This is a genomic window from Erwinia rhapontici (assembly GCF_020683125.1).
In the GTDB taxonomy this organism is placed as follows: Bacteria; Pseudomonadota; Gammaproteobacteria; order Enterobacterales; family Enterobacteriaceae; genus Erwinia; species Erwinia rhapontici.
On sequence record NZ_CP085627.1, the window covers coordinates 2,192,493 to 2,215,630 of the forward strand.

25 protein-coding genes and 1 other annotated feature are annotated in these 23,138 nt (G+C 53.4%); of the genes, 16 read left to right on the plus strand and 9 right to left on the minus strand.

All coding sequences use genetic code 11. The features are described 5' to 3' along the window. Nucleotides 1–125 precede the first annotated feature (125 nt). Both kduD and hxpB read right to left on the minus strand, forming a co-directional pair. Entirely contained in the window at nt 126–887 is a 762-nt protein-coding gene (gene kduD, locus LJN55_RS10320; RefSeq protein WP_133845323.1) for a 2-dehydro-3-deoxy-D-gluconate 5-dehydrogenase KduD, read from the minus strand. Nucleotides 888–1,076: 189 nt separating this feature from the next. Then, a complete protein-coding gene (gene hxpB / locus LJN55_RS10325) occupies nt 1,077–1,748 on the minus strand; it encodes a hexitol phosphatase HxpB (RefSeq protein WP_227536203.1) in 672 nt (223 codons plus the stop codon). 170 nt (nt 1,749–1,918) lie between these two features. On the opposite strand from hxpB, the gene LJN55_RS10330 reads away from it, so the two are divergent. Beyond that, complete coding sequence (locus tag LJN55_RS10330; RefSeq protein ID WP_133845319.1) at nt 1,919–2,458, plus strand: YniB family protein; 540 nt, start codon at nt 1,919–1,921, stop codon at nt 2,456–2,458. 33 nt (nt 2,459–2,491) lie between these two features. Here the strand turns inward: LJN55_RS10330 and LJN55_RS10335 are convergent, their stop codons facing one another. Both LJN55_RS10335 and ghoS read right to left on the minus strand, forming a co-directional pair. Continuing rightward, nucleotides 2,492–3,385 (minus strand): fructosamine kinase family protein, encoded by an 894-nt coding sequence (locus LJN55_RS10335; RefSeq protein ID WP_133845317.1) that lies wholly within the window; start codon nt 3,383–3,385, stop codon nt 2,492–2,494. A gap of 99 nt (nt 3,386–3,484) precedes the next feature. Next, entirely contained in the window at nt 3,485–3,775 is a 291-nt protein-coding gene (gene ghoS, locus LJN55_RS10340) for a type V toxin-antitoxin system endoribonuclease antitoxin GhoS (RefSeq protein ID WP_133845471.1), read from the minus strand. A gap of 451 nt (nt 3,776–4,226) precedes the next feature. On the opposite strand from ghoS, the gene LJN55_RS10345 reads away from it, so the two are divergent. From LJN55_RS10345 to LJN55_RS10415, 15 genes are all read left to right on the plus strand, one after another. After that, nucleotides 4,227–4,982, plus strand: a complete 756-nt coding sequence (locus tag LJN55_RS10345) for a DUF481 domain-containing protein (protein ID WP_133845315.1) — start codon at nt 4,227–4,229, stop codon at nt 4,980–4,982. 334 nt (nt 4,983–5,316) lie between these two features. Further along, nucleotides 5,317–7,245: a threonine--tRNA ligase gene (thrS, locus tag LJN55_RS10350; RefSeq protein ID WP_133845313.1), complete on the plus strand. Its 1,929-nt coding sequence runs from the start codon at nt 5,317–5,319 to the stop codon at nt 7,243–7,245. Between the two features lie 3 nt (nt 7,246–7,248). After that, nucleotides 7,249–7,800, plus strand: a complete 552-nt coding sequence (infC, locus tag LJN55_RS10355) for a translation initiation factor IF-3 (RefSeq protein ID WP_072277407.1) — start codon at nt 7,249–7,251, stop codon at nt 7,798–7,800. 92 nt (nt 7,801–7,892) lie between these two features. Next, the gene (gene rpmI / locus LJN55_RS10360; protein ID WP_005968897.1) at nt 7,893–8,090 is read left to right on the plus strand and encodes a 50S ribosomal protein L35; all 198 of its coding nucleotides are present in this window, start codon (nt 7,893–7,895) and stop codon (nt 8,088–8,090) included. A gap of 41 nt (nt 8,091–8,131) precedes the next feature. Beyond that, on the plus strand, nt 8,132–8,488 hold the full coding sequence (gene rplT / locus LJN55_RS10365; RefSeq protein ID WP_004157375.1) for a 50S ribosomal protein L20: 357 nt from the start codon (nt 8,132–8,134) through the stop codon (nt 8,486–8,488). Nucleotides 8,489–8,597: 109 nt separating this feature from the next. After that, nucleotides 8,598–8,723 (plus strand) — a sequence feature (Phe leader region). Next, entirely contained in the window at nt 8,604–8,648 is a 45-nt protein-coding gene (gene pheM, locus LJN55_RS10370) for a pheST operon leader peptide PheM (protein WP_133845469.1), read from the plus strand. Its footprint overlaps the feature before it by 45 nt. A gap of 84 nt (nt 8,724–8,807) precedes the next feature. Continuing rightward, the gene (gene pheS / locus LJN55_RS10375; RefSeq protein ID WP_133845311.1) at nt 8,808–9,791 is read left to right on the plus strand and encodes a phenylalanine--tRNA ligase subunit alpha; all 984 of its coding nucleotides are present in this window, start codon (nt 8,808–8,810) and stop codon (nt 9,789–9,791) included. 15 nt (nt 9,792–9,806) lie between these two features. After that, nucleotides 9,807–12,194: a phenylalanine--tRNA ligase subunit beta gene (pheT, locus tag LJN55_RS10380; RefSeq protein ID WP_133845309.1), complete on the plus strand. Its 2,388-nt coding sequence runs from the start codon at nt 9,807–9,809 to the stop codon at nt 12,192–12,194. Nucleotides 12,195–12,198: 4 nt separating this feature from the next. Further along, nucleotides 12,199–12,498: an integration host factor subunit alpha gene (ihfA, locus tag LJN55_RS10385; protein ID WP_017802142.1), complete on the plus strand. Its 300-nt coding sequence runs from the start codon at nt 12,199–12,201 to the stop codon at nt 12,496–12,498. Between the two features lie 196 nt (nt 12,499–12,694). Then, on the plus strand, nt 12,695–13,675 hold the full coding sequence (gene btuC / locus LJN55_RS10390) for a vitamin B12 ABC transporter permease BtuC (protein ID WP_133845307.1): 981 nt from the start codon (nt 12,695–12,697) through the stop codon (nt 13,673–13,675). 45 nt (nt 13,676–13,720) lie between these two features. After that, nucleotides 13,721–14,263: a glutathione peroxidase gene (locus LJN55_RS10395; RefSeq protein ID WP_227536204.1), complete on the plus strand. Its 543-nt coding sequence runs from the start codon at nt 13,721–13,723 to the stop codon at nt 14,261–14,263. Nucleotides 14,264–14,266: 3 nt separating this feature from the next. Further along, complete coding sequence (gene btuD, locus LJN55_RS10400; RefSeq protein ID WP_171148623.1) at nt 14,267–15,007, plus strand: vitamin B12 ABC transporter ATP-binding protein BtuD; 741 nt, start codon at nt 14,267–14,269, stop codon at nt 15,005–15,007. Between the two features lie 72 nt (nt 15,008–15,079). After that, the gene (locus LJN55_RS10405) at nt 15,080–15,538 is read left to right on the plus strand and encodes an NlpC/P60 family protein (RefSeq protein WP_133845302.1); all 459 of its coding nucleotides are present in this window, start codon (nt 15,080–15,082) and stop codon (nt 15,536–15,538) included. A gap of 365 nt (nt 15,539–15,903) precedes the next feature. Next, nucleotides 15,904–16,647 carry an EAL domain-containing protein gene (locus tag LJN55_RS10410; RefSeq protein ID WP_133845301.1) on the plus strand — a complete coding sequence of 248 codons (744 nt, stop codon included), beginning with the start codon at nt 15,904–15,906 and terminating at the stop codon, nt 16,645–16,647. A gap of 90 nt (nt 16,648–16,737) precedes the next feature. Next, nucleotides 16,738–18,177, plus strand: coding sequence for a protein adenylyltransferase SelO (locus LJN55_RS10415; protein ID WP_227536205.1), 1,440 nt, complete (start codon nt 16,738–16,740; stop codon nt 18,175–18,177). Here the strand turns inward: LJN55_RS10415 and LJN55_RS10420 are convergent. From LJN55_RS10420 to LJN55_RS10440, 5 genes are all read right to left on the minus strand, one after another. After that, nucleotides 18,174–18,950 carry a heme ABC transporter ATP-binding protein gene (locus tag LJN55_RS10420; RefSeq protein ID WP_227536206.1) on the minus strand — a complete coding sequence of 259 codons (777 nt, stop codon included), beginning with the start codon at nt 18,948–18,950 and terminating at the stop codon, nt 18,174–18,176. The two genes, LJN55_RS10415 and LJN55_RS10420, sit on opposite strands and share 4 nt — an antisense overlap. Further along, nucleotides 18,943–19,944, minus strand: coding sequence for a FecCD family ABC transporter permease (locus tag LJN55_RS10425; RefSeq protein WP_200643064.1), 1,002 nt, complete (start codon nt 19,942–19,944; stop codon nt 18,943–18,945). Before LJN55_RS10425 ends, LJN55_RS10420 begins: the two co-directional genes overlap by 8 nt. Continuing rightward, the gene (locus LJN55_RS10430; RefSeq protein WP_227536207.1) at nt 19,941–20,762 is read right to left on the minus strand and encodes a heme/hemin ABC transporter substrate-binding protein; all 822 of its coding nucleotides are present in this window, start codon (nt 20,760–20,762) and stop codon (nt 19,941–19,943) included. Before LJN55_RS10430 ends, LJN55_RS10425 begins: the two co-directional genes overlap by 4 nt. Continuing rightward, the gene (locus tag LJN55_RS10435; protein WP_133845296.1) at nt 20,759–21,790 is read right to left on the minus strand and encodes a hemin-degrading factor; all 1,032 of its coding nucleotides are present in this window, start codon (nt 21,788–21,790) and stop codon (nt 20,759–20,761) included. The genes LJN55_RS10430 and LJN55_RS10435 overlap by 4 nt, the downstream gene beginning before the upstream one ends. A gap of 248 nt (nt 21,791–22,038) precedes the next feature. Beyond that, nucleotides 22,039–23,085, minus strand: a complete 1,047-nt coding sequence (locus LJN55_RS10440; protein WP_227536208.1) for a 3-deoxy-7-phosphoheptulonate synthase — start codon at nt 23,083–23,085, stop codon at nt 22,039–22,041. Nucleotides 23,086–23,138: the final 53 nt, after the last annotated feature.

Sequence of the window (23,138 nt, forward strand, 5' to 3'; positions counted from 1 at the left end):
CAATGCATCCAGTATAGGGAATATATACAGTAGAATAAATATGTGACGCTGTAACGAAAGATAAATAATTTGGCATTAATCGTGCGGTGAACAAAGCGTGAGCGGCTTTTGTTCACCGCAGCGCATTAACGTGCCAGCCAGCCACCGTCTACCGCCAGCGTATAGCCATTGACGTAGTCAGCGGCCGCAGAGGCGAGAAATACCACCGGGCCCATCATATCGTCACTTTGACCCCAGCGTCCGGCAGGGATGCGATCCAGAATTTGCTGATTCCTGTCTTCATCGTCACGTAGCTGTTCCGTGTTATTGGTGGCCATATAACCGGGGGCGATGGCATTGACGTTGATGCCATACTGCGCCCATTCATTGGCCATCAGGCGCGTGAGCCCCATCACGGCGCTTTTTGACGCCGTGTAGGACGGCACCCGGATCCCCCCCTGATAAGAGAGCATTGAAGCGATATTGATGATTTTACCCCCACGCCCCTGGCGAACAAACTGGCGGGCTACCGCCTGTGAGAGGAAAAACAATGTCTTGCTGTTAACGTTCATTACGTCATCCCAGTCACGTTCGCTGAAGTCGAGCGCGTCTGCCCGGCGAATAATCCCGGCATTGTTGACCAAAATATCTAACTGTGGGCAGGCGGTCAGCGCCTGATCCATCACGCTCTCAAGGCAATGGCTGTCGGAAAGGTCTGCCGTGATGCTGACAAACCGTCGCCCGGTGGCCATGACTTTTTGTGCAGTCTCGCTGGCAGAGGAGCGATTAACACCAATAATATCGCATCCTGCCTGGGCCAGCCCAAGCGCCATTCCCTGACCAAGACCGGTGTTACAGCCGGTAATCATGGCCACTTTGCCTTCAAGATTAAATGTGTTCAGGATCATCGTGGCTCCTTATAGATAAGTGGGCACGCGCCATGGCAGAGATGACATAACGGATATGCGCGAGCCGGTTAACGGAGCATAGGCAGAAGCGGGGATGAATTCAACAAAAATGAAACGATGTTTTATTTATTTTAACGGCAATGGGTGATAATAAAAAACCAGGCGGACGCGTTGCCGCCTGGTACTGACTCAGCGTCCGTGCAGATGCTGTGCTGTAAGCTCTTCAAGGCTGGCGAGTTTTACGTCAGCCAGTGACCAGCGCAGATCGGCGGCATGAGCGGCATCCGGGACGATGATAGAGCGCATACGTCCTGCTTTGGTGGCGATCATGCCGTTAAATGAGTCTTCCAGCGTCACGCAGTTGAGCGGATCCACGCCCAGGCGGGCGGCCGCATCCAGATAGACCTGCGGGTGGGGTTTACTGTAAGGCAGCGCCTCTGCCGAGGCCAGGACCTCAAAGTACTGGCGCAGGTTGAACATCTCCAGCACACGTTCCAGCATAAATAGCGGTGAGGCAGACGCGAGGCCGATCTTCAGTCCCTCGGACTGACAGAGCTGTAATGCCTGTTCAACGCCGGGCAGGAGCGGCCGGGTTTCTTCGACCAGACTCAGTGCCCGTGCGATGACTCGCTGGGTGACTTCGGCCTGGGAGGGGCCTTTCCACGGCAGGTTTTCATACCACATGCGTACCACCTGATCGATACGCAGACCCAGCGCATCCGGCATTTCACCGCGACGGCTGAGGTCAACATCAAGGGTGGTTAAGATATCCAGCTCGGCTTGTTGCCACAGGGGCTCGGAATCAATCAGCAGACCATCCATATCAAAAATGGCGGCGAGTACAGGGCGGTGATAAGACATGCTACGGCTCCATTTAACAGTTTATGGCAGCTTAGCACGAAGTGTTGATGAAAAAATTATCATCGCGGCAGGCTGTCTGTGTAAACCTGGCATTAACTCTGCATTTTGCAGGCACTTTTATGTCACTACAGGTAAACTGACAGGCAGACAACAGATGGACTGGAGAAAGCATGACATATCAACAGGCTGGCAGGGTTGCGATTATAAAGCGCATCGCGGGCTGGATTATTTTTATTCCCGCGTTGTTATCGACGCTGATTTCACTGCTGGGTTTTCTGGAAAAGAGTCGTGAGCAGCGCGAAGGTATCAATGCGGTGATGCAGGATTTCGCCCATGTGATGATTGATATGATCCGCTTCAATACCGGTTTTCTCTCCGGCTTCTGGGCACATTCGCCCATACCGGACTTTAATCAGGGGACGAATGTCCTGTTCTGGATAATTTATGTGCTGATTTTTGTTGGTCTGGCGTTACAGGCCTCGGGAGCACGTATGTGGCGGCAGACGCGTTTTCTGCGTGAGAGTCTGGAAGATCAGATGATCCTGGAGAAAGCGCGCGGCACAGAAGGGCAAAGCCGGGAACAGCTGGAAGCAAAAATTGTGGTGCCACGGCACACGATTTTCCTGCAAATCTTCCCGCTCTACATCCTGCCGGTGATCATCATAGTGGCCGGATATTTTGTGTTGAAACTGGCTGGCTTCATCTACTAAGCCAGCCCTCATACCCACGTTTGCGTTCTGCCATCAGGCAGGGCGCGCGTGGCGTTTTACCCGCTCATCGGTATCCAGCAATGCGCTTGTGGCCCGTTGCGCCTCTCCCAGCCAGCGTCCGCCAAAGACATTGGCGCGGTTAAGCAGGTAATAGAGCTGATAGACAGGCTGCCGTTGCAGGAAGTCGCCAGGCAGCGGCCAGACTGACTGGTAACCATCATAAACCTGCACCGGAACATCCGGGAACCAGGACAGCATCGCCAGATCGCATTCACGATCCCCCCAGTAGCAGGCGGGATCAAATATCCACGGTCCGCTGTCACTTCCGGCACAGTTGGCCGGCCACAGGTCGCCATGCAGCAGGGACGGCTGAGGGTGATGTGATTCCAGAATCGCTTGTGCACAATGGACAATCAGTTCGCTGTCACCATACTGAATGCCTTTCTCTGCGGCGAGCTGAAGCTGCCAGCCGATGCGCTGTTCGGCAAAGAATACCGACCAGCGGCGCAACCAGCTGTTCGGCTGCAGGGAGGTGGTGATGTTATTGTCGAAGTCGAGGCCAAACTGCGGTTGTTCACTCCACTGATGAAGGTGCGCCAGCTGCTGACCCAGTTGAAAAGCACCATGGGCATCAAGCGGCCTGACCGGGATGTACTCAAGCAGTAAAAAGCTGGTATCGCGATCGCTACCCACCCCGTATACCGCCGGTACGCGCACTGTCTGACTGCGTGCCAGCAGTTGTAACTGATCGGCTTCCCATGTGAACAGGTCCTGCATGTCACGCTGGTTACATTTAACGAAGATTTCATGCTCACCATAGCGCAGATACCAGGTGGGATGAACATCACCACCGGGCAGCTCGCTGCGTTCGGTGATCTCTGCCGGCCCCAACTGCTCACTCAACAGACGACGAATGGCTGACCACATAGGACACTCCTCTTTTTCGCTGTGATTGCACTATGATAACGCTTAAAGAATAACCAAAATCTGCGCTTGCGCACGTTAAGCGCCCGTCTTTACAAAAACTTAGTCGGTGTTACTGCGGAAGTCTTCCCAGTGCTGAACGTCAAGTTGCGGTACTTCTCCCAGTACCTGTTCACCGATCCCCACCGCTTGCTGGTGGATATCCTCTTCTGACAAAGCGGTAATGATGCCGAAACTGTTGGTGCCAAGTTCGTGTGGATGACCATCGTCATCTTTCAACGTGGTAGAAAATCCACTACTAATCAGCGCACTACTGAGTTCCAGCACATCTGACAAACCTTTTTCATCGTAATGAAAAGTCACAACATACTGATGGATCCCCTGATTACTCATCATTCACCTCATTGTAAAAAAACATGTTTTCAGCGTAGCCCATCCTGAAGGGGGCGCAGTAAAATCAGCATATCGTAGGGGGGATGTGGCGCATTAACACATTTGTGCGTGTTGCAAATCAGAGCAGGGGGCCTGAGAAAGAGGTGAAGAAGAAAGCAGCCCGTTGACTGGGGGGATTTTACATTTAGTCACATTACTGACGGTTTTCGGTGAAAAAATGCCCGTTACTAAAGATATTTCTTATTTACAGCCAGGTGTTTTCTCACCAAATACCCTCTATAATGCGCCGCGTTAATGGGAATGTTCTCAATAACGGTGCTGTTTTGTCATGATGCTTTGTAAAAAGAGCGAATTAACAAATTGTTACGAATATTACCGTAAAATGCGTTGATCGTCCTTCAAAACGCTTCAGACTCACTCTTTTAAAAACTGTCGTACGGGTCACATTTAAATGAAAGCGCTTAATAAGCTGTCTGTAGTTCTGCTGCTCTCCGGGGGAGCACTGTGTCAACAAGCCCTGGCGGATAATAACGTCTTCACGGTTATGGATGACCCTTCCACGGCGAAAAAAGATTTTGAAGGCAACGCCGCTGCGGGTTATCTGGCGCAGTCTGGCAACACCACCAGCTCCTCTGCAACGGCAAACACCAACCTGACCTGGTATACGCCAAGCTTTGCATACAGTCTGTGGGGCAACGCCAGTAATACCTCTTCCAATGATGAGCGCTCTTCAGAGACTTATCAGGTGGGTGGCCGTACGCGTTACAACATGAACAGTGCCGATTACCTGTTCGGCCAGGCAAGCTGGTTAAGTGACCGTTTCAATGGCTACGATGGTCGTTCCATCCTGGCGGCAGGTTATGGTCGTCAGCTGCTGAATGGCCCGGTGCACTCACTGCGTGTGGAAGCCGGTCCTGGTGTGCGTTATGACGATTACCATCAAGGTGGCCATGAAACTCAGGCGCTGGCTTACGGTGCATTTAGCTACCAGTGGCAGTTAACCGATACCACCAAGTTCATTCAGGGTGTTTCCGTTCTGGGTAGCGACGATACTACCGTCAACTCAGAAACCGGTCTTCAGGTGGCGATTAATGAACATTTCGCCCTGAAAATGGCTTACAACGTGACCTGGAACCAGAATCCTCCAGAGTCTGCGCCTGATCATACTGATACCAAAACAACGATCATGCTTTCCTACGCGATGTAATCCTCAGACGAGCCGCTGCCTGCGGCTCATTTTTCTCCTGCCTCGAATCCTCCTGCTTCGTTTCTGAACGGTTTCTCTCTGATCCTAAAGCCATTTGATGACGTATCCGTTCATTGCTTAAGACACGCCCCCGTGCAATTGACCTCTATGAAGTGTAAGATGTTCCTCCTTCTGAAGTTTCTGATAAACAGACACTTTTGAATATGTGTACCAGGCCTGTACCAAATCGGCAAATGTGAGTCGGTTTCAAGTGCAAAGTGCTTGTTGTATAACGTAAATTTTAATTTTGCATGTAATCTTACGTGTGGGTTACCACTGCAATTAAGGATGTTTCATGCCTGTTATTACTCTTCCTGATGGAAGCCAGCGTTCGTTTGACCACGCCGTAAGCGTGATGGATATTGCTCTGGACATCGGTCCTGGCCTGGCGAAAGCCTGTATTGCCGGACGTGTCAATGGCGAACTGGTTGATGCGGTTGACCCGATCACCGAAGACGCACAAGTTGCCATCATCACGGCGAAAGACGATGCGGGTCTGGAAATTATTCGTCACTCCTGCGCCCACCTTTTAGGGCACGCGATCAAGCAACTGTGGCCAGATACGAAAATGGCTATCGGTCCTGTTATCGACAACGGTTTTTACTATGATGTTGATCTCGACCGTACGCTGACCCAGGAAGACATTGAGCTGCTGGAAAAGCGTATGCACCAGTTAGCTGAGACGAATTACGACGTCATCAAGAAGAAAGTCAGCTGGCAGGAAGCGCGTGATGCCTTCGCTGCACGTGGTGAGACTTATAAAACCACCATCCTTGATGAAAATATCAGCCACGACGATCGTCCTGGTCTGTATCATCACGAAGAATATGTGGATATGTGCCGTGGCCCGCACGTACCCAATATGCGTTTTTGTCATCACTTTAAGCTGCAGAAAATTTCTGGTGCTTACTGGCGTGGTGACAGCAATAACAAAATGCTGCAACGTATCTACGGCACTGCATGGGGCGATAAGAAGCAATTAGCCGCCTATCTGCAACGTCTGGAAGAAGCAGCAAAACGCGACCACCGTAAAATCGGTAAACAGCTCGACCTGTATCATATGCAGGAAGAGGCACCAGGTATGGTGTTCTGGCACAACGATGGCTGGACAATTTTCCGTGAACTGGAAGTGTTTGTTCGTACCAAGCTGAAAGAGTATGAGTACCAGGAAGTGAAAGGTCCGTTTATGATGGACCGTGTGCTGTGGGAGAAAACCGGGCACTGGGAAAACTACAAAGAGGCGATGTTTACCACCTCTTCTGAGAACCGTGAATACTGCATTAAGCCAATGAACTGCCCAGGGCACGTGCAGATTTTCAATCAGGGTCTAAAATCATACCGCGACCTGCCGTTACGTATGGCTGAGTTTGGCAGTTGCCACCGTAATGAGCCGTCAGGTGCGTTGCACGGTCTGATGCGTGTGCGTGGTTTTACCCAGGATGATGCCCACATCTTCTGTACCGAAGAACAGGTACGTGATGAGGTCAACGGCTGTATTAAGATGGTGTACGACATGTACAGCACCTTCGGCTTTGAAAAGATCGTGGTAAAACTGTCTACCCGTCCTGAAAAACGTATCGGTAGTGATGATCTCTGGGACCGTTCAGAGGCCGACCTGGCCGCTGCGCTGAAAGAGAACAATATACCGTTCGACTATCAGCCGGGTGAGGGCGCATTCTACGGCCCTAAAATTGAATTTACCCTGTATGATTGCCTCGACCGTGCATGGCAGTGCGGTACCGTTCAGCTCGACTTCTCTCTGCCGAGCCGTCTGAGTGCCTCTTATATCGGTGAAAGTAATGAACGTCAGGTGCCAGTGATGATTCACCGTGCAATCCTGGGGTCCATGGAGCGCTTTATCGGGATTTTAACCGAAGAATATGCCGGTTTCTTCCCGACCTGGTTAGCTCCTGTACAAGTTGTGGTGATGAATATCACCGATGGTCAGTCCGAATATGTTGCAGAATTGACTCGAAAACTGCAAAATGCGGGCATTCGTGCAAAAGCGGACTTGAGAAACGAGAAGATTGGCTTTAAAATCCGTGAACATACTTTACGACGTGTCCCTTATATGTTGGTCTGTGGTGATAAAGAGGTGGAAGCTGGCAAAGTTGCCGTTCGCACCCGCCGCGGTAAAGACCTGGGAAGCATGGACGTAAACGAAGTGATCGCTAAGCTGCAGGGTGAAATCCGCAGCCGCAATCTTCATCAATTGGAGGAATAAAGTATTAAAGGCGGAAAACGAGTTCAACCGGCGCGTCCTAATCGCATAAATAGAGAAATTCGCGCCACTGAGGTTCGTCTGACTGGCGTCGATGGCGAACAGATTGGTATTGTCAGTCTGAATGAAGCTTTGGAAAAAGCTGAAGAAGCGGGCGTGGATCTGGTAGAGATCAGCCCCAACGCCGAGCCGCCCGTTTGTCGTATAATGGATTACGGCAAGTTCCTTTACGAAAAAAGCAAATCTTCTAAAGAACAGAAGAAAAAGCAAAAGATTATCCAGGTTAAGGAAATTAAATTCCGCCCTGGTACCGATGATGGCGACTATCAGGTAAAACTACGCAACCTGATTCGCTTTCTGGAAGATGGCGATAAAGCCAAGATCACGCTGCGTTTCCGCGGTCGTGAGATGGCGCACCAGCAGATCGGTATGGAAGTGCTTAACCGCGTCCGTAAAGATCTGTGTGAAGATATTGATCTGGCAGTTGTCGAATCATTCCCTACAAGGATTGAAGGTCGTCAGATGATTATGGTGCTCGCTCCCAAGAAGAAACAGTAGGCCCTAAAGTAATCTTGCTGCGTGTTTCGGCACGCGGCGTGATTCGCCTGTCTGGTTCATTTTATTAACAATGCGAAGTGGATATTTTTTAAATGCCAAAGATTAAAACTGTACGTGGCGCGGCCAAGCGCTTCAAGAAGACCGCCGGTGGCGGCTTCAAGCGTAAACACGCTAACCTGCGTCATATTCTGACTAAAAAATCTACTAAGCGTAAACGCCACCTGCGTCCTAAAGGTATGGTGTCTAAAGGCGATCTGGGTCTGGTTATTGCCTGCCTGCCGTACGCATAAGTATCAATTTTTTTTAACAGAATATTAAACAGGAGAGCTAAATGGCTCGTGTAAAACGTGGTGTAGTTGCTCGCGCACGTCACAAGAAAATCTTAAAACAAGCTAAAGGCTACTACGGTGCACGTTCACGTGTATACCGTGTTGCTTTCCAGGCTGTTATCAAAGCTGGTCAGTATGCTTACCGTGACCGTCGTCAGCGGAAGCGCCAGTTCCGTCAGCTGTGGATTGCGCGTATTAACGCTGCTGCCCGCACTAACGGTATCTCTTACAGCCGCTTCATCAATGGCCTGAAAAAGGCTTCGATCGAAATCGACCGTAAGATTCTGGCTGACATCGCAGTATTCGACAAAGCAGTATTTGCTGCTCTGGTAGAAAAAGCGAAATCAGCTCTGGCGTAAGCCAGATTGAAGAGGGAGCTCGTCTCCCTCTTTTTTATTATCTGAAATGATTGACTTTTTTCCCCTCCGGCCTTTCAATAGAGCGGTCCGAAACTGCATTTAAGGTCAGCTAACCATGAATACTGCTATTTTCCGTTTCTTTTTTTACTTTAGCGCCTGATCATCGGGGGCTTTAGCGCAAAGAAAAGAAACGAAAAATCGCGCTGAAAGCCTCCCTCGTGGAGGCTTTTTTCGTTTTAGCGCACGTGAAATAACGACCGGGCGGCTATTCGTCCTGAAAAAAACAGATCAGCCAGCGTGGCTGGAAGAAGAGGAAAGCATGTCACATCTCGCAGACCTGGTGGCGAGCGCGAAAGCCGCCATCAACGATGCTCAGGATGTCGCCGCGTTAGATAACGTTCGCGTCGAATACCTGGGTAAAAAAGGGCATCTCACGCTCCAGATGACCTCCTTGCGTGAACTGCCTGCGGAAGATCGCCCGGCAGCGGGTGCGGTAATCAATGAAGCAAAACAACAGGTGCAGGAAGCGCTGAACGCGCAGAAAAACGCACTGGAATCTGCAGTGATGAACGCCCGTCTGGCGCAGGAAACCATTGATGTTTCTCTGCCGGGCCGTCGCATTGAAAACGGTGGGTTGCATCCGGTCACGCGCACCATTGACCGCATTGAAACCTTCTTTGGCGAACTGGGCTTCTCTGTCGAGACGGGCCCGGAAATTGAAGATGACTATCATAATTTCGATGCGCTGAATATTCCGGGCCACCACCCGGCGCGCGCCGATCACGATACCTTCTGGTTCGATGCCACCCGCCTGCTGCGTACTCAAACGTCAGGCGTGCAGATCCGCACGATGAAAAACCAGCAGCCGCCAATCCGCATTATTGCGCCAGGTCGCGTGTATCGTAACGATTACGATCAGACTCATACCCCCATGTTCCACCAGATGGAAGGCTTGATTGTTGATAAAAATATCAGCTTTACCAATCTGAAGGGCACCCTGCACGATTTCCTGAACAACTTCTTTGAAGAAGATTTGCAGGTTCGTTTCCGTCCGTCCTACTTCCCGTTCACTGAGCCTTCTGCTGAAGTGGATGTGATGGGTAAAAACGGCAAATGGCTGGAAGTGCTGGGTTGCGGCATGGTGCACCCTAACGTGCTGCGCAATGTGGGTATTGATCCGGAAGTGTACTCAGGTTTCGCCTTTGGTATGGGAATGGAGCGTCTGACCATGCTGCGTTACGGTGTGACCGATCTGCGTGCCTTCTTCGAAAATGATTTACGTTTCCTCAAACAGTTTAAATAAGGGCGGGTAAAACCAATGAAATTCAGTGAACTCTGGTTACGTGAATGGGTCAACCCGGCCATTGACAGTGCAGCCCTGTCCGATCAAATCACCATGGCCGGCCTTGAAGTGGACGGTGTCGATGCGGTTGCCGGTGCTTTCCATGGCGTGGTAGTAGGTGAAGTCGTTGAGTGCGGTCAGCATCCTAACGCCGACAAACTGCGCGTGACCAAAATCAATGTGGGCGGCGAACGCCTGCTGGATATCGTCTGCGGTGCACCCAACTGCCGCCAGGGGCTGAAAGTGGCCGTGGCAACCGTGGGTGCGGTACTGCCGGGCGATTTCAAAATCAAAGCCGCAAAACTGCGCGGTGAGCCGTCAGAAGGCATGCTGTGCTCTTTCTCCGAGCTGGGTATTTCCGACGACCACAACGGCATCATTGAACTGCCGCTGGATGCGACTATCGGCACAGATATCCGCGATTATCTCAAGCTGGATGACAACACCATTGAGATCAGCGTGACGCCTAACCGTGCCGACTGCCTGGGCATTATCGGCGTGGCGCGCGATGTGGCCGTGCTTAACAAGCTGCCACTGACGGCGCCGGAGATGGCCCCCGTCGCCGCGACCGTGCAGGATACTTTCCCGATCCGTGTGGAGGCGAGCGAAGCCTGTCCGCGTTACCTTGGCCGCGTAGTGAAAGGCATCAATGTGAAAGCTGCTACGCCGCTGTGGATGAAGGAAAAACTGCGCCGCTGTGGAATTCGCTCAATCGATCCGGTTGTCGACATCACCAACTATGTTTTACTGGAGTTGGGCCAGCCGATGCACGCCTTCGACCTCGATCGCCTTGAGGGCGGTATCGTGGTGCGTATGGCAGAAGAGGGTGAAACCCTGGTTCTGCTGGATGGTAACGAAGCTAAATTGAGCAGCGATACGCTGGTGATTGCGGATCAGAAGAAAGCGCTGGCGATGGCCGGTATTTTTGGTGGCGAACATTCCGGTGTGAATGAAGAAACCCAGAACGTGCTGTTTGAATGTGCCTTCTTCAGCCCGCTGTCGATCACCGGTCGTGCACGCCGTCATGGTCTGCATACGGATGCTTCGCATCGCTACGAGCGCGGTGTTGACCCGGCATTGCAGCACACGGCGATTGAGCGTGCGACTCGCCTGCTGTTGGATATCTGCGGTGGTGAAGCGGGCCCGGTCATCGATGTGACCCACGAAGCAACCTTGCCTGTGCGTGCCACCATTACGCTGCGTCGTGAAAAACTGGACCGTCTGATTGGTCATGTGATTGCCGATGCTGAGGTGGGCGATATTCTGCGCCGTCTGGGCTGCACGGTGACAGAAGGCCAGGGTGAGTGGCAGGCAGTGGCACCAAGCTGGCGTTTTGACATCGCCATTGAAGAAGACCTGGTAGAGGAAGTCGCCCGTGTTTACGGCTACGACAATATTCCTGACGTGCCTGTACAGGCCGGTCTGGTGATGACGAAGCATCGTGAAGCGAATCTTTCGCTGAAGCGTGTTAAAGCATTGCTGGTCGACAAAGGCTATCAGGAAGCGATTACCTACAGCTTCGTTGACCCGAAAATTCAGGCGTTACTGCACCCGGGCGAAGAAAATCTGGTGCTGCCAAGCCCCATCTCCGTTGAGATGTCAGCAATGCGTCTATCGCTGTGGAGTGGCCTGCTGGGTGCGGTGGTGTATAACCAGAACCGTCAACAGTCTCGCGTGCGTCTTTTCGAGAGCGGGTTGCGCTTTGTGCCTGATACACAGGCAAACCTCGGTATCCGTCAGGACGTTATGCTGGCTGGCGTGATCAGTGGTCATCGCAACGAAGAGCACTGGGATCTGGCGCGTAACCCGGTAGACTTCTATGATTTAAAAGGTGATTTAGAGTCCCTGCTGGAATTGACCGGCAAACTCGATGAGATTCAGTTTGTGGCCGCCACTAACCCGGCGCTTCATCCGGGACAGAGCGCCGCGATTTATTTACGTGGCGAACACATCGGATTTATTGGTGTGGTGCATCCGGAACTTGAACGTAAACTGGATCTTAACGGCCGTACCGTGGTGTTTGAACTGTTGTGGGATAAGGTCGCAGACCGCGTCCTGCCTGATGCCAGCGGCATTTCGCGCTTCCCGGCGAACCGTCGTGACATCGCTGTCGTTGTCGCTGAAAACGTGCCAGCAGCAGATATTATCACCGAGTGTAAGAAAGTTGGCGTAAATCAGGTAGTTGGCGTAAACTTGTTTGACGTGTACCGTGGTAAGGGCGTAAATGATGGTTTTAAGAGCCTCGCTATCAGCCTGATTTTGCAAGATACCAGCCGGACACTCGAAGAAGAGGAGATTGCCGCTACCGTTGCAAAATGCGTAGAGGCACTGAAAGAGCGATTCCAAGCATCCTTGAGGGATTGAACCTATGGCGCTTACAAAAGCTGAAATGTCTGAATACCTGTTTGAGAAGCTTGGTCTTAGCAAACGGGATGCCAAAGAGCTGGTTGAACTGTTTTTCGAAGAAGTGCGTCGTGCTTTGGAGAATGGTGAGCAGGTCAAACTGTCTGGATTTGGCAATTTCGACCTTCGCGACAAAAATCAACGTCCGGGACGTAACCCCAAAACGGGTGAAGATATTCCCATTACGGCTCGCCGGGTTGTGACGTTTCGACCTGGTCAGAAACTGAAAAGCCGGGTTGAGAACGCTTCACCGAAAGAAGACTGATTTCTGCTATTCAAAAGGCCGCGCAAGCGGCCTTTTCATTATGAGAGCAGACCGAAAGGCGGCGATCACCCTAAGCCGAGACCACCAAAGCAAAACCAGCATCATTAATCCACTCAGAGCCAGCGTTGCTGGCTCTTTCTTTTTGCCGATTTCCCTCTACAATTAACCCTCTGTTTTCTTTTAAAAAACGTCGGTTATGACTCTGCTTTCCCAACAGATATCCGCTGCTCACCGTCGTTCCGGCTTCTGGCTGTGCGGGCTGGGGATATTTTGTCTGTCGCTGCTGCTGCTGAGTCTGTGCGCGGGTGAGCGCTGGATCTCGCCTGCCGAATGGTCAACCTCCGACGCACAACTCTTTGTCTGGCAACTCCGCCTACCGCGTTCGCTGGCGGTGATGCTGGTCGGTGCCTCGCTGGCGGTCGCAGGTGCGGCAATGCAGGCACTGTTCAGTAATCCACTGGCCGAACCTGGCCTGCTGGGCGTATCCGGCGGCGCAGGCGTAGGGCTGGTGATGTGCATCCTCTCCGGTGTCGGTAGTCCCTGGTTGATGAGTCTCAGCGCCATTCTTGGGGCGCTACTGGTCACCGTGATTCTGCTGCGTTTTGCCCGTCAGCATCTCTCCAGTAGCCGTCTGCTGCTGGCCGGGGTCGCGCTGGGGATTATTTGCAGCGCGCTAATGACCTGGGCGGTCTATTTTAGCAGCAGCATGGATTTACGTCAGTTAATGTACTGGATGATGGGGGGCTTTAGCGGCATTGACTGGCGCTATGGCTGGCTGATGCTGGCATTGATCCCCGTGCTATTGTGGTTGAGCAGTCGGGTTCGTGTGCTTAACCTGCTGGCGCTGGGTGAGATCTCTGCGCAGCAGCTGGGTCTGCCACTGGTGCTGTGGCGTAATCTGCTGGTACTGGCGGTTGGCTGGCTGGTGGGTGTCAGCGTTGCTCTGGCAGGGGCTATCGGCTTCATCGGCCTGGTGATACCGCATATCCTGCGGCTGAACGGACTGAGCGATCATCGTATTCTTTTGCCGTGCTGTGCGCTGGCTGGCGCAGGTGTATTGCTGGCTGCTGACATTATTGCCCGCGTGGCGTTGACCTCCGCTGAACTGCCGATCGGGGTGGTGACGGCGACATTGGGCGCACCGGTGTTTATCTGGCTATTATTGAGCAACCGCTGACAGTCTGAAGGCTGTCGTGTTCTTACGTTAAAACAGGAAAAGACGATGAGTATTTTCGAAACAGAACTGGTCACGCTGGATGGTGATAAGACGACATTAGCGCAATGGCAGGGCGATGTTCTATTGGTGGTTAACGTGGCTTCTAAATGTGGGCTCACCCCACAGTATGAGCAGCTGGAGACGCTGCAAAAAGAGTTACATGAACAGGGGCTGACAGTACTGGGCTTCCCATGTAATGCATTCCTTGAGCAGGAGCCAGGCACAGACGCTGAGATTAAAACCTTTTGCAGCACCACCTACGGTGTAACGTTCCCGATGTTCAGCAAAATTGAGGTAAACGGCCCGCAGCGCCATCCGTTGTACGCCCAGCTGGTGGCCGCACAGCCTGAAGCCACTGCGCCGGAGGGGAGTGGTTTCCTCGAGCGTATGACCAGCAAAGGGCGTGCGCCGAAGGTGCCGGGAGACGTTTTATGGAACTTTGAAAAGTTCCTGGTGGGCCGTGACGGTAAGGTGTTACAACGCTTCTCGCCGGATACGGCACCGAATGATCCGCAACTGATCGCCCGCATCCACCAGGCGCTGGCGTAACCGATGCTGCTGGAATTAACAGGTGTCGCGCTAACCGGGCGCCTGTTTCCGTTCAGTGCGCAGGTAAAGGCCGGGCAGGTTATTCATCTGGTCGGTCCCAATGGTGCAGGAAAAAGCTCGCTGCTGATGGCGATAGCCGGGCTGCTGTCGGCTCGCGGTAACGTGCTGTTTGCCGGACGTGCGCTGGCTGACTGGCACGGCATGGCGTTGGCCCGCCAGCGCGCTTATCTCGCCCAGCAGCAGTCTCCTCTGGGGCAGATGCCCGTCTGGCATTATCTGCTAATGCATACGCAGCAGCAGGGAGACGTGCATCATGCAATGCTACTCACGCTGGCCCAGGCCTTACAGCTGAGTGATAAGTTGTCCCGGCCTCTTACGCAACTTTCTGGCGGCGAGTGGCAACGTGTGCGACTGGCGGCGGTACTCTTGCAGGTCAGTCACCCGGATGGCAAGTTGCTGCTGTTAGATGAGCCCCTGACGGGGCTGGATATTGCCCAGCAGGCCGCGTTTGACCGCTTGATCCCGGCGCTAACGCAGCAGGGGGTCAGTGTGATCATGAGCAGCCATGATATGAATCACTCCCTGCGATATGCGGATTGTGTCTGGCTGATGCGGCCAGGGCAGTGTGCATTACAGGGTAATCCGCAGGACGTGCTGACTCCGGAACATCTCAGCGCGCTTTATCAGGTCTCATTCCGGATGCTGGATATAGAAGGGCAGGCGATGCTGACAACGCTCAGTTGAGCAGGGTGTCGCTGTTGCCTGTTTCGGGTATTACCGTTAGATTACAGACTGTTGCTATTGAGAGGCATTGTTATGCGTTACTGGCTTCTGCTTATTGTTGTTGTTCTGGCGGGTTGTAGCAGTCGTGCCCCGGCACCTGACGGGCGTCTCTCCGATTCCATTACCGTTATTGCCCAGCTTAATGACCAGCTCGGTCAGTGGCGCGGTGCGCCTTATCGCTATGGAGGGATGAGCCGCAGTGGCGTCGACTGCTCTGGTTTTGTTTATCTGACCTTCCGCGATCGCTTTAATTTGCAGTTACCACGCACCACCTCCGCGCAGACCGATATCGGTACCCGCATTGATAAGGCCCAGCTTTTACCGGGCGACCTGGTGTTCTTCAAAACTGGCAGCGGAGAAAATGGCCTGCATGTCGGCATTTACGACACTGATAATCAGTTTATCCATGCGTCGACCAGTCAGGGCGTCACCCGTTCTTCACTGGATAATGTTTACTGGCGAAAAGTATTCTGGCAGGCGCGGCGTATTTAATCGCCAGATTAAGACGTGGCCTGCTGTTTTAATTAGCGTTTAATTTATGTCCGCATAAATAGGGTTTGCGGAATTTAAAATACCACTTCAACTCAAATTTACCTTAAGTCAATTTTTCGCTGGTGCCGAAATACGCATTCGTAAAGATAGCGTTACCGGAAACGACGACGCTTATTTTTACGCATCAGGAAAGTGATATCAGTAAGCATCGTTTATGTCAGTTTTGTGTTAGCTTAAGGATATGGATTACAAGCAAAAGCACACTGCAATTGAATTTCCGCAGGGTGACAGTCTGTTGACACTGTTGCTTGTCCTATTTTGTTGATATAGGATGCGGTGAGTGCCGCTTAATAATGGCGATTAAGATGAACATCTTTTTGGAAGCTGATTATAAAACTTACACAGCATTCTGCCCGGTTTACAGCCCAGGCGGGCTGTTGACGTCTGTTGAGATGTTAACCCACTTTACTCATGCCAGTGCCAATGTGGCCATGCCTCAGGAGATTCTTACGCCGCTATTAAATGACCGGCAGCGTGTCCTGTTGTTGCAGGAACAAATTAACGTTATTGAAAAACATTACGATTTTTTTAGCGACAACGACCTGAAAGTAGCGATTAATATTGATAAACCGCTGGCTGAGACCATCCTCGAGAGTGAGTTTATTCTGAAAAAAATGTGTCAGCTGGATTGCCTGGAACTGGAAGTCAGCGAAAGCTTTCCTGATTTAACGTTGGGGCGAAATAATAATTTTCTGAAAGCGCTGAGTGAAAAATTTAACTTAAGTCTGAATAATTACGGTGCCGGTAAAGCGACCTCAAAAGCTGTTTTTGACGATTTGTTTTATCGTATTAAGCTGGATAAAGGATTTATTCAACACAATATTAAACGCTTATCTTTTCACCCGTTTATCAACGCTATCCTTGATCACGTCAAACCCCACTGTCAGGAGATTGTTGTGCAGGGCGTGGATGATATCACCGGGTTACAGACTGTTCGTGACTATGCCTTCGATGGTATTCAGAGCGCGCTATTCCCGCCGGTCGGTGAAGAGGCGTTAATTCATCTGACGGAACCCCCTTATCAGCTGCGGGAACGCATACTGCAATAACCCTGAAAACTCTCCGTGTTTTCCAGCACCGTGGCGCTTTACACTAGCAGTATTATCGGGAATGTTCCCGGTGGCACTGATGGAGGCGCCATGCAATTCAATAATACCTGGTATCAGGAGCTGAGTGGTTTTTACACGGCTCTTGAACCGACGCCGTTAAAAAATCCTCGTCTGCTCTACCACAGTGCGCCACTGGCGCAGGAACTGGGTCTGGATAGCCGCCTGTTTGACGCAAAAAATGTCGACCTGTGGAGTGGTGAAACACTGATGGACGGCATGCAGCCTCTGGCGCAGGTTTATAGCGGTCACCAGTTTGGCGTCTGGGCGGGGCAGTTGGGTGACGGGCGCGGTCTGCTGCTGGGCGAACAGCAACTGCCTGACGGGCGCAAGTTCGACTGGCATCTGAAAGGGGCAGGGTTAACGCCCTATTCACGCATGGGGGATGGCCGCGCGGTGCTGCGTTCCACTCTGCGAGAGTTTCTCGCTTCTGAGGCAATGCATGCCCTCGGGATCCCCACATCGCGTGCGTTGACGGTAGTCACCAGCGATGAGCCGGTCTACCGTGAAAGTGCCGAACCGGGTGCGATGCTGCTGCGCGTGGCCGAGAGCCACCTGCGTTTTGGCCATTTTGAACATTTCTACTATCAGGGGCAGCAGGAAAATGTCACCCGACTGGCGGATTATGCGATCCTTCATCACTGGCCGCAGTGGCAGCAGGAGCCGGATAAGTACCTGCTGTGGTTTAGCGATGTGGTGAGGCGCACGGCACGCCTGATTGCAGGCTGGCAGAGCGTGGGGTTTGCTCACGGTGTGATGAATACCGACAACATGTCGATCCTTGGACTGACGCTGGATTATGGCCCTTACGGTTTCCTTGATGACTATCAGCCTGGGTTTATCTGCAACCATTCTGATCACCAGGGGCGTTACAGTTTCGAGAATCAGCCGATGATCGGACTGTGGAACCTGAATCGCCTGGCGCACGCGCTGTCAGGGTTGATGAGCACTGAACAGCTGAAGCAGGCGCTGGCGCTGTATGAAACCGAGCTGATGCGCTGCTGGGGCGAAAAAATGCGTGCCAAACTGGGGCTGATGACGGCCGGTAAAGACGACAACAATATTCTGACCGGACTGCTGTCACTGATGACGAAGGAGAGCAGTGATTACACACGGACTTTCCGTCAACTGAGTGCAGTGGAACAGCAACAGTCGCGTTCACCGCTGCGGGATGAGTTTATTGACCGTGAGGCGTTTGATAGCTGGTACAACGTGTATCGTCAGCGTCTGTTGCAGGATGAGCAGAGTGATGAACAGCGCCAGCAAGCCATGAAACAGGCTAACCCGGCGCTGGTGCTGCGTAATTATCTGGCACAACAGGCAATTGAGCAGGCAGAACAGGATGATGTCAGCGTGCTGGCGCGTCTTCATCATGCACTGCTGCAGCCGTTTGATGATGCGCCAGAGTTTGCTGACCTGACGCGTCGTCCGCCTGACTGGGGTAAGAAGCTGGAAGTGAGCTGCTCCAGCTAGCGGCGCAGCGCCACCTGAGGCACACCCTCGATAAGATGAGGGTGGACCATCACATCGGCGTGATACCAGTGCGTCAATGTGGCCTCATCCAGTACCTGTGCCGGGCTGCCCTCCGCCACCAGTTTCCCCCCGGCCAGTAGCATCACACGATCTGACCACAAAGAAGCGAGGTTGAGATCGTGCAGAACACAACAAACACTCAGGGGATACTGTTTCGTCAGTTGTGACAGCAATCGCAACAGATGCTGCTGGTGGTAGAGATCCAGCGCCGACGTCGGTTCATCGAGGAACAACCAACCCTGTGGGCCATCCGGACGCCACAGCTGTGCCAGCGCACGGGCAAGCTGCACCCGCTGCTGTTCACCGCCGGAAAGTTGCAAATAGTCGCGTTCTGCCAGTCCGTCACAGCCCGTCAGGGCCATCACTTCCTTCACCACCTGCTGAGCAGATCCAGGCCAGGGCGCGCGGCCCATCGCCACCACCTCCACCACACTGAGCGGAAATGCCATGCTGCTTTGCTGGCGCATCACGGCGCGCTGCTGCGAAAGCCGTGCAGCAGACCACTCGGCCAGCGGCTGGTTATTCAATACACAGCTGCCGCGCTGCGGTGTGAGAAACCCGGTGAGCAGCCTCAGCAACGTGGATTTACCCGCGCCGTTCGGGCCAATCAGGGACACCAGCTCGCCGGGGCGCAGGGTCAGTGAAATATCGTCAATCAGCCAGCGTGTATCCAGCTGATAGCTCAACCCACTGGCAATCAGGGCATCAGCCATTGAGACCTCCACGACGACGCAGGATCAGCCACAGGAACCAGGGGCCGCCAATCAGGCTGGTCAGCAGCCCGACCGGCATCTCTGCCGGGGCCACGACTGTGCGTGCCAGGGTATCGGCCAGCAGCAACAGGATGGCACCGCTTAACAGTGAAGAGGGCAGCAGCCAGCGGTGATCGCCACCGAGGCAGAAGCGCATCAGATGCGGTACCACCAGACCAATAAAACCGATCACGCCACTGACCGCGACAGCAGACGCCACCAGAAACGCACTAAGCACCAGTAAATAGCGCTGGGTACGTGGCACATCAACGCCCAGATAATGCGCCTCTTCTTCGCCGAGTTGCAGCAGGTTGAGACGAGTAGCCAGGCGTTGTACCAGAACCATGCAGGGCAGCACCACAGAAGCGCACACCAGCACCGTTGGCCATTGTGCCTGACCGAGGCTGCCCATACCCCATAATGACAGCTGGCGCAGTTGCTGATCGTTGCTGATCCAGGACAACACACCGACCGCCGCACCACAAAGCGCATTAATTGCAATCCCGACCAGCAGCAGACGGCTCAGGCCAGTCAAACCCTGGCGGCTGAGCAGGAAGATCACCAGCGTCACGGCCAGGCTGCCAATAAAGGCAGCGAACAACGGCTGGTACAAATTCAACACGCCGGGCAGGGAGAGGGAGAGCACGATGGAGATCGCTACGGCCAGCGCCGCACCGCTGCTGATCCCGAGCAGACCCGGGTCCGCCAGCGGATTGCGGAACAACCCCTGCATCACACAGCCGGAGAGGGCCAGCGCACCGCCCACCATCACCGCCAGCAATACGCGGGGCAGACGAATAGTGAACCAGATCTGCCACAGGCGGCTGTCTGTACCTGCATCCCACAGCATCGGCAGCGACAAATGCATCGCACCGATGTTGGCGGCGCTGACACCCAGTACCAGCAATAACAACGTTAAAGCAGCAAGCCAGCTGCGAGATCGCGCTGACCTCACTTCAGCGTTTCTGCGATCTGACGAAGTTTCAGGATCGCGGCTGGCGTATCAATGCCAAAGCCCAGCAGCGCCATGTCATCCACCACCAGCAGCTGATGATTTTTCCCCGCCGGAGTCAATGCAATACCGGGCAGTTTCCACAGATTATCTTCGCCGCCCAGTGTACGGATGCCGTCCCGGGTGGCCACAATCAGCTGGGGTGCACTGGCGATCACACCTTCCTGGGATAGCGGTTGATAACGCTGAATGCCGGACATGGCATTTTGCAGACCGGCTGCACGGATGGCGGCATCGGCGGAGGTATCGCGTCCGGCCCCCATCGCTCCCATGCCCTGATGTGCCAGAATAAACAGCACGTTGACCGGCAGTGGATTTGTCGGCACGCTGGCCAGCTGCTTGCGGACTTTTTCCTGTAACGCCTTGCCAGCTTCCTCACGGTGCAGGGTAGTGGCAATGGTCTGGATCTTTTCATTGATGGCTGAAATGTCTGTCTTTCCGGTCACATCCACCACTTTCACGCCATTTTGCTCAACCTGTTGCAGCGCCAGCGCCGGTTTTGCCAGCTCACTGGCGATGACCAGCGTCGGCTTCAGGGCCAGAATGCCCTCGGCGTTTAACTGGCGCATATAGCCTACGTCAGGCAGTTTTTTGACCACTTCAGGGTGCAGGCTGGTGCTGTCACGCGCCACCAGTTCCTGCTGCGCATCCAGCGCATAGATGATTTGGGTGACATCGCCACCGATACTGACGATGCGCTCAGCGGCAGCGGCGTGGAAGGCCAGCGACAGAGCAATCAGAGCGAACAAGCGTGATTTCATACGGTTGCACCTTCCGTGCTGAGTGCGGCTAACTGCTCACGCCACTGCGTTTGTTCTGGCTGGCCTTCGCTGCGTTGACCGTACAGTTGGGCAATCTGCGTGCCGTCGGCAGCAAACAGTTCCAGGCTGGTGACAATGCCGTCAGCGGTGGGCTTACGTGTGATCCAGCTCTCCGCAATCAGCTGATCCTGCAAATGCAGGGTGAAAGCCGGGTTGAAGATGTTCAGCCAGCCGTGCATGGGCATCAGCTTTTCAATCTGACCCGTAAAGATCTGCACACAGGCGCGGTTACCGACGAAAATCATAATTTCGTTGCCATCCTGACGCACTGTTTCCAGCAGCGTGGCCAGTGACTGATTGCTGACCTGCTGCGCCAGATCGTCGCTGACGGCGTGGAAGGCCTGCTGGCGTGAGGCGTTATGCTTTTTCAGCAGACGGAAGAACTGATGCACATCGGTCATCGCCCGCCATTCCGTTTCCAACGTGGCACCGTCGATCTCGTCGGCAAAGGCGGCAGGCGTAGCCGGGCTCACACTGAGTGAGGTGACGGGTTCTGCACGGTAGTCTGCGATCAGCTGCTGCCAGGCTTCAGAGTGAGTGTTCTCAGTGGCATAAACTTTCAGTACCGCATCACCGTGCTGATCGAAGAACTGAATGCTCTGACGTTCGCCGTGACCGGTCATCTCCTGCAGGTGAAAAACACTGGCCCACTGATTAACAAACACCCGCAGATCCAGTGCTCGTGGATTCAGCACGATGCCGGCATGTTCATTGATATGAATATTGCTGAAAACGCCCAAATGCTCGTGTACGGCGTATTCGTTGCGGGTAATACATTTGGTTTCACCCACGGCTTCCAGCGCGTGCAACAGTTCTCGCATCGCAGGGCGTAACGGTTGTGCCTGATGGCCGACACGCGCTGCGGTCAGTTCCGCTTCACTGATCCCCATCAACGCGGCCAGATCGCGCGCATATTTCTTAGGATGCTGTTCTTTTAATTCGCTGTATTGTTGATAGTGCGCAGTCATTGCTGTTGTCCTCACGGAGCCGCTAATAGGGAAGGGTATTCATTATCAGAATGATAATCATTATCAATGAAAGAAGGCCGCGTGCAAGCAGAAATTAACCTTCAGGTAACAGTTTGCATAAAGAAGGGCATATACCCGTCATACTTCAAGCTGCTTCAGCGTTGGATTCCTTCCATTGCCGCCTTGAAGCCGCTCGAATTATTTAGGGTATAAAAGAAAGCAGGCCCGTTAAGGGCCTGCCAAAGGTGTCAGAAGCGGCTATCGACGGCATCCGCCAGCTGTGCTAAGACGCTGGCTGTATCGTCCCATCCGAGGCAGGGGTCGGTAATTGACTGGCCATAAACCAGCGGGGTTTCTGCTGTCACTTTCTGCGTGCCTTCCTGCAGGAAGCTTTCGATCATCACACCCGCAATGGCGCGCGAGCCGTCGCGGATCTGCTGCGTTACGCTGGTGGACACCTCTTTCTGTAGGCGATGCTGCTTCAGGCAGTTCCCATGGCTGAAGTCGATCACCAGGTGCTCCGGCAGGTGGAATTCCCGCAGGTGTGCGACCGCAGCGGCAATATCCGCCGGGTGGAAGTTTGGTGCTTTGCCGCCGCGCATAATGATATGCCCGGAAGGGTTGCCGCTGGTCTGATAGATGGTCATTTGGCCGCGTTTATCCGGCGACAGGAACATATGGCTGACGCGGGCAGCACGAATAGCATCCACGGCGATGCGCGTATTGCCATCGGTGCCGTTTTTGAAACCCACCGGGCAGGAGAGTGCCGAAGCCATTTCGCGGTGGATCTGGCTCTCCGTGGTGCGCGCACCGATGGCACCCCAACTGATCAGGTCGGCAATAAACTGTCCGATCACCATATCCAGAAATTCAGTCGCCGTCGGCATTCCCAGCGTGTTGATATCCAGCAGCAGTTTACGTGCCACTGCCAGCCCATGATTGATGCGGAAACTGCCATCGAGATCCGGGTCAGAAATTAATCCCTTCCAGCCGACCACCGTGCGCGGTTTTTCAAAATAGGCGCGCATCACGATCTCCAGGCGGGATTGGTATTTATCACGCAGCACGTTCAGACGTTCCGCGTATTCCAGGGCGGCAACCGGGTCATGCAGCGAGCAGGGACCGACCACGACCAGCAGGCGTGGATCTTCACCGGAGAGAATACGGGCGATGCGTTTACGTGACGCTGTCACGTTTTCGATAATGGCAGACGTGATCGGCAGCTGCGCCTGCAGTTCTGCAGGCGTCACTAAGCTGTCGATGCGCGCGGTCCGCAGTTCATCTGTTTTGTTCATGGGGATCTCTAAAATTTTGTCTTCACAACGGCAGGAATACCGGGAAGTAATGG